This is a genomic window from Pseudarthrobacter sp. NPDC059871 (assembly GCF_042731175.1).
GTDB lineage: Bacteria > Actinomycetota > Actinomycetes > Actinomycetales > Micrococcaceae > Arthrobacter.
Genome location: NZ_JBHWJV010000013.1, coordinates 125,695 through 139,671 on the forward strand (window position 1 = coordinate 125,695; position 13,977 = coordinate 139,671).

Sequence of the window (13,977 nt, forward strand, 5' to 3'; positions counted from 1 at the left end):
GGTCGCCCCGCCGTCGCGCGCTGCGTGGGGAAGTTCTGGGCTAGTTGACTGCGCCTGTGAACTTTTCGCCCGGCCCCTTGCCCGGAGCATCCGGGATCAGTGACTCTTCGCGGAACGCCAGCTGCAGGGAGCGGAGGCCGTCGCGCAACGGTCCTGCGTGCTGCGATCCGATTTCCGGGGCGGCGGCAGTGACCAGTCCGGCAAGGGCGGTGATGAGTTTGCGGGCCTCGTCCAGGTCCTTCAGGTCGGCGGCGTTCTCTTCTGCGGCCAAGCCGAGCTTGACGGCGGCGGCGGACATCAGGTGGACGGCAGCGGTGGTGATGACCTCGATGGCCGGAACTTCGGAGATGTCCCGGACCTGCTGGGAGACGTCGGCGGAGTTGCCGGCGCTGTCCTGGGCAGGCTCGAAAACGTATGAATTACTGTCTTGGGTGCTCATACTGGTAAGCTTGACACAGACCGACTGAATGTCGTTATTTCAGAGATTGCCCTCACAGGCCAGGTTCCCAGCAGTGCTATTCGGCGCTGACGGGAATTTTCTCTGTAGAATGGCATGCAGTTTGCAAGCGGAGTTCTCTCCCACCCGCGTCAGCCGTTGTTCCGAGGTTCCGCCAGGATCCTGTGGGACGCAAGGTTGCCGGGTACACGGTTGGGCATTGATCCGGCAGTTCGCCGAATCAGTGCATGCAGGCCCATCACGGGCCCGGCAGTACCAACCTGACATGAGGCCTTCGATTGCTCCGGCAATTGGGGGCCTTCTCTATTTGCCGGGATACAACGACAAAAACAGGAGCTTTAACATTAGCGAGCCAAGAATCAATGAGCGTATCCGCGTCCCCGAGGTGCGGCTGGTCGGCCCTGCAGGTGAACAGGTAGGAATCGTCCGTATTGAGGATGCCCTCCGTCTGGCTGCCGAGTCTGACCTTGATCTCGTTGAAGTTGCACCTCAGGCGAAGCCTCCGGTGTGCAAGCTGATGGACTTCGGCAAGTACAAGTACGAAGCCGCGGTCAAGGCACGTGAAGCCCGGAAGAACCAGACGAACACCGTTCTGAAGGAAATCCGCTTCCGCCTGAAGATCGACACCCACGACTACGAGACCAAGCGCGGGCACGCGCTGCGCTTCCTCGGCGCCGGGGACAAGGTCAAGGCCATGATCCAGTTCCGCGGCCGTGAGCAGCAGCGTCCGGAGATGGGCATCCGCCTGCTCCAGCGCTTCGCCGATGATGTCGCTGAAGTCGGCGTGGTTGAGTCCAGCCCCCGCATCGACGGCCGCAACATGGTCATGGTGGTTGGTCCGCTGAAGAACAAGGCAGAAGCGAAGGCGGAGGCCCGCCGTGCCACCCAGCGCGCCGAAGCCAAGGCCGAGAACGAAGCCAAGGCTGCGGGCCGGGTGGACACGTCCGGCAAGGACGACGCTCCCATGACCCAGTCGCTGGCGGATCTGCTGCCTGAAGGTTTCACTCTGTCCACCGAGGCGGAAGCTCCGGCCGAAGCTCAGGAGGCAACTGCGGAAGCACCCGAAGAGGCCGTTGCCGAGGCTCCGGCCAAGGCTGGCGAAGCGGCGCCGAAGCAGGAGGCTCCCAAGCAGGAAGCTCCCAAGCAGGAGGCCCCGAAGGCTGCGGCCCCGGCGCCCAAGCAGGAGGCTCCCAAGCAGGAAGCTCCCAAGGCTGCGGCCCCGGCGCCCAAGCAGGAGGCTCCCAAGCAGGAGGCCCCGAAAGCTGCGGCCCCGGCGCCCAAGCCGGTGGCGGCTCCCAAGCCTGCAGCTGTCCCGGCTCCGCCGAAGCCGGTGGCCAGGCCCGCTGCACCGAAGCCGGCTGCACGTCCTGCCCCGAAGGCAGCACCTAAGCCGTCGGGCAAGAAGACCACTTAGTCCACAGCTGCCGACGGCTCCGGCCATCGGCAGACAGCAACCAGCAGGCCGCCCCCGGGCGGCTGCGCGATAGAGCTGCAGGCATAGCCTGCGGATACGTAAGGAGATCGGTTCCCATGCCGAAGATGAAGACCCACAGCGGTGCTAAGAAGCGCTTCAAGCTGACCGGCAGCGGCAAGCTGCGCCGCCAGCAGGCCAACCGCCGCCACTACCTCGAGCACAAGTCCTCCAGGCTGACCCGCCGCCTCGCCGGCGACAAGATCGTCTTCAAGGGCGACGCCAAGGTCATCCGGAAGATGCTCGGCATCTAATTTCCAAGTTTCCTGGCTGACTGCCGTCCGGTAGTTGGTCAATTGCCAAAAAGCCTTCTCAGGCCACCGGAACATCCGGTGACAGATGCTTGGGATCAGATTTTCGAAGGAGTACGCACGTGGCACGTGTGAAGAGGGCGGTCAACGCCCACAAGAAGCGCCGGGTTATCCTTGAACGCGCAAAGGGCTACCGTGGACAGCGTTCACGCCTGTACCGCAAGGCCAAAGAGCAGCTGCTGCACTCGTTTGTGTACAGCTACGGCGACCGCAAGAAGAAGAAGGGCGACTTCCGCCGCCTGTGGATCCAGCGCATCAACGCGGCTTCCCGCGCCAACGGCCTGACCTACAACCGTCTGATCCAGGGCCTGAAGGCCGCTGAGGTCGAGGTTGACCGCCGCATGCTGGCTGAACTGGCCGTCTCCGACGCCAACGCCTTCGCTGCGCTGGTCAAGGTTGCCAAGGACTCCCTGCCTGCTGACACCTCCGCTCCCGCTGTCCAGGCCGAGGCTGCACCGGCCAAGAAGCCTGCTGCCAAGAAGGCCGCGGCCAAGAAGCCTGCTGCCAAGAAGGCCGCAGCTGACGAGGCTGCCGAGTAGTACCCCGAACCACGCGTTCAAGAACCGGCAGCGAGAGCTACTAAGGTTCTTATATGAACGAAACCGGGCGCCCGCAAGACTTTCCACTTTCCAATCCTCGAGCTGATCGGGTGAGGAAGGTGGCACAGCTTGCCGGGCGCCCGGCCCGTTCAAAGCGCCGGGAGTTCCTGGCGGAGGGGCCGCAGGCCGTCCGCGAAGCCCTGGTGCTCCACCAAAAGAGGCTTGCCGCGGGGGAGCCCGGCATTGTCTATGAGGTTTACGCGAGCGAGTCCTGCCTGGACCGGCACCCCGATTTGGAAGCTCTCGCTGAGGGCACCACCGCCTACCTGGCCACTGATGAGGTTCTCGCCGCGATGGCGGACACGGTGACCCCGCAGGGCATCCTCGCGGTCTGCGGATTCCTCGACGTGACCCTCGACCAGGTGCTCGACGCCGGCCCGCAGCTCGTTGCAGTGCTCTGCCAGGTCCGCGACCCCGGCAACGCCGGCACCGTGCTCCGGGCTGCCGACGCGGCCGGCGCCGACGCCGTCATCCTGACGGCATCCAGCGTCGATATCTACAACCCCAAGGCCGTCCGCTCGACTGTGGGATCCCTCTTCCACCTGCCCGTGGTGCTGGGCGCAGAGATCGAGGAACTGGTGGCGCGGTGCAAGGAACGTGGCCTTGGGGTCCTTGCCGCGGACGGCCAGGGCCAGCTGAACCTCGATCGGCTGCAGGACCAGAGCGCTGCCCGCCGTCTTGGGGCTGCCTCGACGGGTTCGGAGTACCCTCTTGAGAGTCCCACCGCCTGGCTGTTCGGCAACGAGGCGCAGGGGCTGTCCGCGGCAGAGCTTGAACTGGCTGACCACCGCGTGGCCGTGCCCGTTTATGGAGCCGCCGAAAGCCTGAACCTGGGAACGGCTGCCACCGTCTGCCTGTATGCGAGTGCCAGGTCCCAGCGCAACTGACGCCTGTTGCCTCGGAACAAGGTCATAATGCCTCCGGACAAAAGCAAAGGCCCCGGAAGATCCGGGGCCCTGGATAGCGGCAGATTCCGCTAACGGTGCCTTCTAGGGCGCGCGGGTTGCCTTGCCGCGGCCCGTGATGGCTCCGTAGATGCCGGCGACCACCAAGCCGCCAACAATAGCGAGAATCCAGGTTCCGAGGTCGAAGAAACCAAGATCGCCCCGGTTGAACAGGAGGCTGCCAATCCAGCCGCCTACGATGGCGCCCACCACACCCAGAACCAGGCTGGTGACCCAACCGCCGCCGACCCTGCCGGGCATGACGGATTTAACAATGGCCCCAACGATCAGGCCGAGAATAATCCAAGCAAGAAAACCCATGTTTCCTCCTCATATATTCACGGGAACGTGATGGTCCCGATGAGGCTCAAGCTAACATAACGGGCCCGCAAAGTCAGCAGGTCCGGCCCTTGCCTGCTGCATGCGGGGGCGCACCGTGGGTACGGTATGCATGGCCGGAAAACGAAGCCGGACCGGTGATGCGACTATCCCGAACCCTGGAGGGGGCCACCGTGGCTGGACATGGCGGAAACAAAGCGATCATTGCGGCGCTGGCCGCCAACCTGTCTATCGCGGCACTGAAGTTCGTTGCCTACTTCCTGACAAGGTCGTCGTCGATGCTCGCCGAAGCGATCCACTCCGTGGCCGATTCAGGAAACCAACTCCTGCTGCTGGTGGGCGGCAAGAAGTCGCAGCGGGCGGCCAGCCCCCAGCACCCCTTCGGGTACGGACGTGAGCGGTACATCTACGCGTTCATCGTCTCCATTGTGCTGTTCAGTGTCGGTGGCCTCTTTGCACTGTTCGAAGCCTGGGAAAAGTTCCGCGATCCGCACGCAATCGAAGGGGATTTCTGGTGGGTTCCGCTGGCTGTCCTGGTGGGTGCCATCCTCGCCGAGGGCTTCTCCTTCCGGACGGCGATCCGCGAATCGAACCGCTCCCGCGGTTCGCAGTCCTGGGTGAAGTTCGTACGCAGCGCCAAGGAACCGGAGCTGCCGGTGATCCTGCTCGAGGATTTCGGCGCCCTGCTGGGCCTGGCGTTCGCCCTGATCGGCGTGGGAATGACGCTTCTGACCGGCAACGGACTGTGGGACGCTGCGGGAACGGCCATGATCGGCCTGCTGCTGGTTTCCATCGCTGTTGTGCTTGCGCTGGAAACGAAGTCGCTGCTCGTGGGGGAGTCCGCCACACGGCAGGACGTCGAAAAGATCACGGCCGCCATCGAGTCCGACGGCGGCCGGCTAATCCACCTCAAGACGCTGCACCTGGGACCGGAAGAACTCCTGGTGGCGGCCAAGATAGCCGTCAGCAGGTCCTCCACGGGGGAGCAGATCGCCACGGAGATCGACGCCACGGAGGGAAGGATCCGCACCGCTGTCCCCATAGCCCGCGTGATCTACCTGGAGCCGGACCTGCAGCGGACTTCCGCGCTGGAAGACCGCTAACTCCGCGGACGTGCCGGCTGCCGCGGCTGCCGGTACGGGGATTCAGGCCGTCAGCGGCTTCCGTCGTTCCAGCATGCCACTGAGGACGGCGACGCCGAAGCCCAGGACCGCCAGGACGGCACCTACCAGCGCCGGAGCCACGTAGCCCCACCCGAGGGCGATGACGAGGCCGCCGAGGAAGGCGCCCAGGGCATTGGCGACATTCAGTGCCGCGTGGTTTAGTGAGGATGCCAGGGACGGGGCATCGGGGGAGGCGTCCAGCAGCCGGGTCTGCAGTGCCGGGATCAGCATGGACCCGGAGGCGCCCACCACGAACACCATGACCAGTGCCGACCACGGCCAGTGCACGGCTACGGCATAGACCACCAGGGCAACCGCGATGGCGGGCAGAACCTTGTACAGAGTTCCCATGACCGACTTGTCGGCGAGCCTTCCGCCCACGAAGTTGCCTGCCACCATGCCCAGGCCGTACAGGGCCACCACCAGGGGAATCAGCGACGACGGGATCCCGGCCACCGTGGTCATGGTGTGGGCGATGTAGGTGTAGGTGGCAAAGAAGCCGCCAAAACCCACCACGCCGATGAGGATGGCCAGCCACACCTGCAGCCGCTTCAGGGCGCCTAGCTCACGCCTGATGCTCGCATCGGGATGGGCAGCCTGGAAGGGCACAAAACGCCAGACCATCGCAAGGGTCAGCAGCCCGATGAAACCGACCAGGACGAACAGCAGTCGCCAGCCGTACGTCTGTCCGAGCCAGGTGGCGAACGGTACGCCCACTACGTTGGAGATGCTCAGTCCGGCCATCACCATCGAAATTGCCCAGCCGCGGCGGGTGGGCGGAACGAGGGACGCGGCGATGACCGCCGCAACACCGAAGAACGCGCCGTGCGGAAGGCCGGCGGCGAAGCGCGATACCAGCATGGTGCCGTAGTCGGGAGCCACGAACGATGTCAGGTTTGCCACGGTAAAGAACAGCAGCAGGCCCAGGGCGAGCTGTTTGCGCGGCAGCCGCGCACCAACAGCAGCCAGCAGGGGTGCGCCCACCACCACGCCCAGGGCGTAGGCGGAAATCAGATGGCCGGCCTCCGGCGTGCTGATGCCCAGCCCCTGTTCCACCTCTTTCAGCAGCCCCATCATGGTGAACTCGGTAACACCGATGCCGACGCCGCCCATGGCCAGCGAAAGAATCGCCAGCGCCAGGTTGCGGGAGGTTAAGGGGCCTGCCGTGGACGTTTGGGTGGCGCTGCTCATAAGCCTGCTTTCCGACGTGGATTGCTGATGGAAGAAACACATGCCACGACGGTGGGGCTGCACGGCCCGGATGACCACGGGCCCGGATGTGGTCAACTGCCTCCGGGGGACGGATATTCCCCGGGAAGCCCGGCCGGTGTTCCCATTGTCCCCCATAGACTGGAGCGGTGACTGAACTGATACAGGTGGTGGGCGGTGCGGTGGTGGACCGGCTGGACCAGCCGTCCATGCTGCTGGTGGCGCGGCGCAATGCCCCGGAAAAGTTGGCGGGCCTGTGGGAGTTCCCCGGTGGCAAGGTAGAGCCCGGAGAGGAACCCGAGGCCGCTCTCCGGCGGGAGTTGCTGGAGGAGCTCGGCGTCGTTGTCCGCCTCGGGGCGGAGCTACCTGCTGACGGACCCGGCGGGTGGCCGCTGAACCACCGTGCCGCCATGCGCGTTTGGACTGCGGAAATTACTTCCGGGGAGCCCTGTCCGCTGGAGGACCATGACCAGTTGCGCTGGCTGCCCCTGGACGGCCCGGATGCCGTTCTGGCGTTGCCGTGGATACCGGCGGACTTTCCGATTGTCCGCGCATTGCTCGCATCCCTGGCCGTTCCGGCCGAAGGGCGCTGAACTAGAAGAGGGCCTGCTGCCCGCCGGCAGCTCCACCGGGTGCGGCGGAATTGCCTGCACCGTGCCCCTGCCGTGCTTCGGGGATGATGCCTGTGGGGTACTCGGCTTCCTCATCACGGGGATCAAGATCCCGGTGGCTGAACCCGGACGAGAAGGCAAAGCCGTGCCTCGCCTTGAAGTAGCGCACTTTGCCCGCCAGCCAGGTTCTGTACTCCTTGGACGCGTAGGAACCTGACCCGTAGAGGCGGCGGTAGCGGCCGGCCAGCCCGGGATGGTTTGCGGCGATCCACTTCATGAACCATTCCCGGGTGCCGGGTTTGAGGTACAGGGCGCCCGCGCTGACGCCGGTGGCGCCTGCTGTGGCCAGCGACGCGAACAGTGCGTCCAGTGCTTCGTCGCTGTCCGAGAGCCACGGCAGGATGGGCATCGCCATGACGCCGCACGGAAGACCCGCTTCCCGGAGCCTGGACACGAGCTTGAGCCGAGCCCGCGGACCCGGCGTTCCCGGTTCTATGGCCTCGGAAAGGGCCTCGTCCGTCATGGCCAGTGAAATGCCCAGGCCCACAGGGACCTGTGCTGCCGCGCTCTTCAGCAACGGTATGTCCCGCGCCAGCAGCGTTCCCTTGGTCAGGATGGACAGGGGAGTGCCGTAGTCAGCCAACGCGGCAATGATGCCGGGCATCAGCCGGTACCTGCCTTCCGCACGCTGGTAGGGGTCGGTGTTGGTTCCCAGTGCCACCTGCGGCCGCGTCCAGGAAGGCTTGGCCAACTCCTTGCGCAGGACTTCGGCCGCGTTGACCTTGACCACCACCTGGCTGTCGAAGTCCAGGCCGGCGTCAAAATCAAGGTAGGTGTGGCTCTTGCGGGCAAAGCAATAGACACAGGCATGGCTGCAGCCGCGGTAGGGATTCACGGTCCACTCAAACGGCATCTTTGAACCGGCCGGCACCCTGTTCAGCACAGATTTGGCGGTGACCTCGTGAAAGGTGATGCCCGCAAACTCCGGTGTGGTGACGGAACGGACCAGGCCGGCAAGCGGAAGTAGTGCGGTGGCGGCAGCGGACCCGTCCCCGGGTGCCTGCAGCAGTGCCTGCGCGTCCCATCTCATGCATTCATTCGAAAACATGTTCGAATGAATGTCAAGGCGGACCGGCCCGCTACTGCCCGGCTATGAGCTCCCACACCACGGTGACGGCTGCATCCACCCGGCTTTCCCCCGGCTCCACGGACACGCTTTCCGCCGCGGCCATGCGCTGGATCCCGGCTACGGGGACGGGGCCCTGCCCCGCAGGGAGCTCGGACACGGACAGGACTCTGCCCAGCGTGGCGGAGGCAAGGGCGGCGTACTGCGCGGCAGCGGCCCTGGCGTCCTCCCATGCGGCCGCGCGGGCACGCTCTTTCACCGCGGACGGATCCGAAATTGAGAAGGTCAGGCCGTTGAGCCGGACGTCATTGCCTCCGGCTGCAGTGGCATCGGAAATCATCCGCGAAGCCGCCGCTACATCCCGCAGTTGCACAGCAAGGGTGCTGGCAGCGACATACCCTGCGACCCGCTGGCCTTCGCCCTCCCGCCACACCAGGTCTGCCCTGACGTTCAGCCCGGCCGTCCGCAGGTCCGCAGAGGCAACGCCATGCCCGCGGAGGGCTGCTGTGACGGCAGCCAGGGCGTTCCCCGCCGCAGAGTAGGCAGCATCGACGGATTCGCGGCGGCATTCCACGCCGATGGAAACAACTGCCACATCCGGAGCGGCATCCGCCCACCCGGAGCCGGTGACGGTCACGCTGCCATCACACATGGGTGAGGGGGTGTCTGCGGGCGTCATGACCAAGCCTTCTTTCCGTGTACCGGATAGCCGCCGGCCAGCAGGCCCGCCCGCCGCTCGAAGACGTTGCCCGTCCCCGGATTGCCGGTCCGCAGCATCGACCACCCCGCGGCCAGCAGGTAAAGGGGGATGAAGGGAAGGCCCAGGCACCAGGCGTATTGGGAGCAGTGCTTCTCCTCGTGCCCCAGCAGCTCCGGCCGGTCCAGCAGGGCCTCCGTGGAACAGCGGCACAGCACCACGTTGCCCAGGGTGAAAGCTCCGGCAACCGGTAAGGGCCACCCATAACCGGCGGCAAGGACCAGGCCGCGCGGACCACGCTGCAGGCGGGTACGGGCAGCGCCGGCCACAGCCAGGCCCAGCAGCGTGCTGCCGTTGGCCAGGTTGGCCGCCTGCCTGGCCCGCTGGCCGGCTGTCAGGGAGTGCCGGCGCAGTTGGCGGGCGTCCAGAAGCCGGCGCCGTAAGTGTTGCAGGCGCAGGTACTGCACGCGTCCGGGGCGCTGCCGTAATGTCATGAGGCCATGGTAGCCGGAGCGTTCTACTAGACTGGAGAGCAGTGGCTGCCGGTTTTCCGGCTGGCCCTGCCCTGGTCATTGAATGCACTGGATTACTGAACGGAATCCACGGGCATTCATCCATGACCTGCCAGTGACGGACGCGCCGCCGGGAAACCGTGCAGGCTGCCCTGTTCGCCGGCAGCCAACGAACTCGTAGCTAAGAACAGTAGATGACTGAAACTTTGCCGGGCGATGCCATCCCGAACCCCACGGATGAAGCCGCCATCAACGCCGCTGTAGACCAGGCCGTCACCGCCATCGCCGGTGCAGCCACCCTTGACGAGCTGAAGGCGGTGAGGCTTGCACATACGGGGGAGAAGTCCCCGCTCAGCCTGGCCAACCGTGAAATCGGCAGGCTCCCCAAGGACCAGAAGGCGCTCGCCGGGAAGCTGATGGGTGCCTCCCGCGGCCGGGTCAACAAGGCGCTCGCCGACCGTACCGAGGTGCTGGAAGCCGAGAACGACGCACGGATCCTCCTCGAAGAGACTGTGGACGTCACTGCCGCGCCCCGCCGTCGTCGTGCCGGTGCCCGGCACCCGCTGTCCACCCTGCAGGACCGCGTTTCGGACATTTTCGTGGGCATGGGCTGGGAAATCGCCGAAGGCCCGGAGGTGGAATCGGAGTGGTTCAACTTCGACGCCCTGAACTTCAAGCCGGACCACCCGGCACGGGAAATGCAGGACACGTTCTTCGTGGAGCCGCCCGAGGCTCACCTCCTCATGCGCACGCACACGTCCCCGGTCCAGGTCCGCTCCATGCTGGAACGCGATCTGCCCATCTACGTCCTGTGCCCGGGCAAGGTGTTCCGCACCGATGAACTCGACGCCACGCACACCCCTGTTTTCCACCAGTTCGAGGGCCTGGCCATCGACAAGGGACTGTCCATGGCAGACCTGCTCGGCACCCTGGAGCACTTCACCCGGCAGATGTTCGGCGACGAAGCGAAGGTCAGGCTGCGGCCCAACTACTTCCCGTTCACCGAGCCGTCCGCGGAGCTGGATATCTTCCACCCGGGCGCCAAGGGCGGTCCGCGCTGGATCGAGTGGGGCGGCTGCGGCATGGTCAACCCCAACGTCCTCCGCGCTGCCGGCATCGACCCCGATGTCTATTCAGGTTTTGCCTTCGGCATGGGCATCGAGCGTGCCCTCATGTTCCGCAATGAGGTCAGCGACATGCGCGACATGATCGAAGGCGATGTACGTTTCAGCGAGCACTTCGGGATGGAGATCTAACAGTGCGTATCCCACTTTCCTGGCTGCGTGAATTCGCAGAGGTACCGGCCGGCGCCACGGCCGAAGACGTCATGGAAGAACTGGTCAAGGTCGGCTTCGAGGAAGAAGACGTCCACCGCCCCACCGATGCCCTGCAGGGGCCGGTGGTGGTGGGCCAGGTCCTGAGCCTGGTCAAGGAACCGCAGACCAACGGCAAGACCATCAACTGGTGCCAGGTCCGCGTCGTTCCCGAAGGCGCGAAGCAGACCCTGACCGGAGAGGGCATCGACCCTTCCGGAGTCCAGGGCATCATCTGCGGCGCCCACAACTTCGTGGAAGGCGACAAGGTAGTGGTCACGCTCCCGGGCGCCGTCCTGCCGGGTGACTTCCGCATCTCCGCCCGCAAGACGTACGGACACCTCTCCGCCGGCATGATCGCCTCCGTCCGTGAGCTGGGCATCGGCGATGACCACGACGGCATCCTGGTCCTCTCCCGCATCGGCCTTGATCCGGAAATCGGCACGGACGCGATGGAACTGCTGGGCCTCTACGACCAGGCAGCCGAAATCAACGTCACCCCGGACCGCGGTTACGCCTTCTCCATCCGCGGCGCGGCACGCGAGTACGCGCACGCCACGGGAACCACCTTCACGGACCCCGCCAGCAAGGTACAGGCGCCTGACGTGCTGTCCGGCGGCTACGGCGTCAAGCTCAACGACGACGCCCCCATCTACGGCAAGCCCGGCTGCGACCGCTTCGTGGCGCGCACCGTCCGCGGCGTGGACCCCAGCCGGCCCACCCCGCCATGGATGGTGTCACGCCTGCGCCTCGCCGGGATCCGCTCCATCTCGCTGCCGGTGGACATCTCCAACTACGTCATGCTCGAACTGGGCCAGCCCACGCACTGCTACGACCTGGACAAGCTGTCCGGGGACATCGTGGTGCGCCGCGCAACCGCCGGCGAGAAGATCACCACTCTCGATGACAAGGAACGCACCCTCGATCCTGAGGACCTGCTCATCACCGACGACTCCGGTGCCATCGGCATCGCCGGCGTCATGGGCGGCGCGGCAACCGAGGTGGGCGATACGACGTCGAACATCCTGGTTGAGGCGGCCCACTTCGATGAGGTGTCCATCAGCCGTTCCCGCCGCCGGCACAAGCTGCCGTCCGAAGCGTCCAAGCGCTTCGAGCGCGGCGTCGACTGGCACGTGGCCGGCATCGCCGCCCAGCGCGTCGTGGACCTCCTGGTGGAACTGGCCGGTGGCACGGCGGACGAAGCCGGAACCGACGTCGGGACAGCACCGGAAACGGTCACCATCGAGCTTCCCGCAGCGTTCGCGGCCGCCCGGATCGGCATCGACTTCACGGAAGAGCAGATCGTTACCGCCCTTGAGGACCTCGGCGCCGCCGTGGAAAAGCACGACGCCGGCTGGACCGTCACAGCGCCGAGCTGGCGGCATGACCTCGAGACCAAGGAAGACCTGTCCGAGGAAATCGCGCGGCTGGTGGGCTACGACAAGATCCCCGCCACGCTGCCGGTCGCTCCTCCGGGGCGTGGCTTGACGCGCCTGCAGCAGCAGCGCCGTCGGCTCATCCAGGCCCTGGCGGACGCCGGGCTCACCGAGGTGCTGTCCTACCCGTTCGTCTCCAAGGCCGCCAACGACACGTTCGGCGTTGCGGAACAGGGTGCCGCCCGGCCCGCGCTCAAGCTGGCCAACCCCATCAGCGAAGAGCAGGGCTTCCTGCGCACCTCCGTCCTGCCGGGCCTGATCGAGGTGGCCAAGCGGAACCACTCCCGCGGCTTCCGCGACCTCGCCATATTCGAATCCGGGCAGGTGTTCCTGCCCGGCGATACCGCGGGAACCGAATCGATTCCGCCGCTGGGCGCCAAGCCCGCCGACGAGGTGCTGGATGCGCTGTACGACGGCGTCCCGGACCAGCCGTTCCACGTCGCCGCCGTCCTGACCGGGCATGATTCCCCGGCAGCCGCAGCGCACTCTCCCCGGCTGTGGGACTGGGCGGACGCCCTGGACATTGCCCGCCTCGCCGGAGACGTCCTTGGCGTGGACCTGGTGGCTAGCCAGGGCAGCCACCAGGCCTTCCACCCCGGCCGCGCCGCACGCTTGTCGCTGCGGACGGGCGAGACCGTGGGATACGCCGGCGAGCTGCACCCCAAGCTGCTGGCAGCCTCCGACATGCCCGCCCGCTCGGTGGCGCTGGAGATCAACGCCGACGCCTTGTTCGAGGCGGCCCCGGACGTGATCGTGGCACGCCACATTTCCACGTTCCCGCTGGCCACCCAGGACGTGGCGCTGGTGGTCCCCGCCGATGTGCCCGCGGACGACGTCCTCGACGTACTCCGGGAAGGCGCCGGCGAACTGCTGGAGGACGTCGCCCTGTTCGACGTGTACGCCGGCAAGGGCATCGAAGACGGCAAGAAGTCGCTGGCGTTCGGCCTGCGGTTCCGAGCCGCGGACCGCACCCTGACGGCTGACGAAGCGTCCGCCGCCCGCGAGGGTGCCGTGGCACTGGCCGCGGAGCGATTCGGGGCAGTCCAGCGCTAGGCGCTGGTCCGGCTGGCAAAACAAAAGGGCGGGACGGCATGACTCCACAGTTTGTGGTTCATGCCGTCCCGCCCTTTTCGCTTGCCGGCGACGCCGCCGGGCTGGTGCAGGACTCGGAACGGCTCCTGGACGGCACCGAGCTGCGCCGGGCCCGCGCCATGGAGCCTGCGGCCGGCCACCGGTTCCTGGCCTCCCGACTGGCCCAGCGCCGGTTCGCCGCTGACCTGTTGGGCCTGGCCGCAACCAGCCTGGATGCCTGCTACAGCTGCCCGCAATGCGGCTCAGGCGCGGACCTCAGCCACGGCAGGCCCGGGTACTCCTACCGGGGCAGCCGGCTGCCGCTGGCCCTGAGCCTCTCCCGGGCCGCCGGCTGGACCCTGCTGGCCGCCATCCCGGACGCGGGGCCGGACGTCCGCCTCGGCGTAGACATCGAGGATCCGGCCCGTACCGATTTCAGTGGATTTGCCGGGCTGGCGCTGACTGCCGCCGAACACCGGGACATTCGGAGCCTCCCGCCGGAACAGCGGTCGGCCGCCCAGGCGAGACTATGGGCCCGGAAGGAAGCGTGGCTGAAAATGACCGGCGAGGGGCTCCGTGCAGCACCCTCGTCCCTGGACGTGCGCGAATTGCCGGGCCTGGGGGACCTCGCCTCCGCGGAAACCGGGTTACCCTCGCAGCTGGCGGCCGCCGTCGCGCTTTCCTTTACACCCGGACGCACTTAGGCAGCACAGGCACG

Annotated in this window: 15 protein-coding genes; 9 read left to right on the top strand and 6 right to left on the bottom strand. The window is 66.4% G+C overall.

The window, feature by feature from the left end; genetic code table 11:
* Nucleotides 1–40: 40 nt before the first annotated feature.
* On the bottom strand, nt 41–439 hold the full coding sequence (locus ACFV4R_RS17505) for a DUF1844 domain-containing protein (RefSeq protein WP_377203740.1): 399 nt from the start codon (nt 437–439) through the stop codon (nt 41–43).
* A gap of 283 nt (nt 440–722) precedes the next feature.
* On the opposite strand from ACFV4R_RS17505, the gene infC reads away from it, so the two are divergent.
* From infC to ACFV4R_RS17525, 4 genes are all read left to right on the top strand, one after another.
* The gene (gene infC / locus ACFV4R_RS17510) at nt 723–1,871 is read left to right on the top strand and encodes a translation initiation factor IF-3 (RefSeq protein ID WP_377203741.1); all 1,149 of its coding nucleotides are present in this window, start codon (nt 723–725) and stop codon (nt 1,869–1,871) included.
* Between the two features lie 116 nt (nt 1,872–1,987).
* A complete protein-coding gene (gene rpmI, locus ACFV4R_RS17515) occupies nt 1,988–2,182 on the top strand; it encodes a 50S ribosomal protein L35 (RefSeq protein ID WP_009358635.1) in 195 nt (64 codons plus the stop codon).
* Nucleotides 2,183–2,301: 119 nt separating this feature from the next.
* Nucleotides 2,302–2,778, top strand: coding sequence for a 50S ribosomal protein L20 (gene rplT / locus ACFV4R_RS17520; RefSeq protein ID WP_056083259.1), 477 nt, complete (start codon nt 2,302–2,304; stop codon nt 2,776–2,778).
* Nucleotides 2,779–2,831: 53 nt separating this feature from the next.
* Nucleotides 2,832–3,725, top strand: a complete 894-nt coding sequence (locus ACFV4R_RS17525; protein ID WP_377203742.1) for a TrmH family RNA methyltransferase — start codon at nt 2,832–2,834, stop codon at nt 3,723–3,725.
* 102 nt (nt 3,726–3,827) lie between these two features.
* On the opposite strand, the gene ACFV4R_RS17530 is transcribed toward ACFV4R_RS17525, so the two are convergent.
* Nucleotides 3,828–4,103, bottom strand: a complete 276-nt coding sequence (locus ACFV4R_RS17530) for a GlsB/YeaQ/YmgE family stress response membrane protein (protein WP_377203743.1) — start codon at nt 4,101–4,103, stop codon at nt 3,828–3,830.
* Nucleotides 4,104–4,294: 191 nt separating this feature from the next.
* On the opposite strand from ACFV4R_RS17530, the gene ACFV4R_RS17535 reads away from it, so the two are divergent.
* Nucleotides 4,295–5,224 carry a cation diffusion facilitator family transporter gene (locus ACFV4R_RS17535; RefSeq protein WP_377203744.1) on the top strand — a complete coding sequence of 310 codons (930 nt, stop codon included), beginning with the start codon at nt 4,295–4,297 and terminating at the stop codon, nt 5,222–5,224.
* Nucleotides 5,225–5,266: 42 nt separating this feature from the next.
* On the opposite strand, the gene ACFV4R_RS17540 is transcribed toward ACFV4R_RS17535, so the two are convergent.
* Nucleotides 5,267–6,475, bottom strand: coding sequence for an MFS transporter (locus ACFV4R_RS17540; RefSeq protein WP_377203745.1), 1,209 nt, complete (start codon nt 6,473–6,475; stop codon nt 5,267–5,269).
* 167 nt (nt 6,476–6,642) lie between these two features.
* Between ACFV4R_RS17540 and ACFV4R_RS17545 the strand changes: the two genes are divergently transcribed.
* Nucleotides 6,643–7,086 carry a (deoxy)nucleoside triphosphate pyrophosphohydrolase gene (locus tag ACFV4R_RS17545; protein WP_377203746.1) on the top strand — a complete coding sequence of 148 codons (444 nt, stop codon included), beginning with the start codon at nt 6,643–6,645 and terminating at the stop codon, nt 7,084–7,086.
* A 1-nt stretch (nt 7,087) separates the two neighbouring features.
* Here ACFV4R_RS17545 and ACFV4R_RS17550 read toward each other — a convergent pair whose 3' ends face one another.
* The 3 genes from ACFV4R_RS17550 to ACFV4R_RS17560 are packed head-to-tail and all read right to left on the bottom strand — an operon-like array spanning nt 7,088 to nt 9,421.
* Nucleotides 7,088–8,194 (bottom strand): Rv2578c family radical SAM protein, encoded by a 1,107-nt coding sequence (locus tag ACFV4R_RS17550; protein ID WP_377203747.1) that lies wholly within the window; start codon nt 8,192–8,194, stop codon nt 7,088–7,090.
* A gap of 49 nt (nt 8,195–8,243) precedes the next feature.
* On the bottom strand, nt 8,244–8,909 hold the full coding sequence (locus tag ACFV4R_RS17555; protein WP_377203748.1) for an SIMPL domain-containing protein: 666 nt from the start codon (nt 8,907–8,909) through the stop codon (nt 8,244–8,246).
* Complete coding sequence (locus tag ACFV4R_RS17560; protein WP_377203749.1) at nt 8,906–9,421, bottom strand: hypothetical protein; 516 nt, start codon at nt 9,419–9,421, stop codon at nt 8,906–8,908. Before ACFV4R_RS17560 ends, ACFV4R_RS17555 begins: the two co-directional genes overlap by 4 nt.
* Nucleotides 9,422–9,633: 212 nt before the next feature.
* Here ACFV4R_RS17560 and pheS point away from each other — a divergent pair, with 212 nt between their 5' ends.
* The 3 genes from pheS to ACFV4R_RS17575 are packed head-to-tail and all read left to right on the top strand — an operon-like array spanning nt 9,634 to nt 13,963.
* Complete coding sequence (gene pheS / locus ACFV4R_RS17565) at nt 9,634–10,695, top strand: phenylalanine--tRNA ligase subunit alpha (protein ID WP_377203750.1); 1,062 nt, start codon at nt 9,634–9,636, stop codon at nt 10,693–10,695.
* Between the two features lie 2 nt (nt 10,696–10,697).
* On the top strand, nt 10,698–13,241 hold the full coding sequence (pheT, locus tag ACFV4R_RS17570) for a phenylalanine--tRNA ligase subunit beta (protein ID WP_377203751.1): 2,544 nt from the start codon (nt 10,698–10,700) through the stop codon (nt 13,239–13,241).
* A gap of 38 nt (nt 13,242–13,279) precedes the next feature.
* Complete coding sequence (locus ACFV4R_RS17575) at nt 13,280–13,963, top strand: 4'-phosphopantetheinyl transferase family protein (protein WP_377203752.1); 684 nt, start codon at nt 13,280–13,282, stop codon at nt 13,961–13,963.
* The last annotated feature ends 14 nt before the right edge of the window (nt 13,964–13,977 follow it).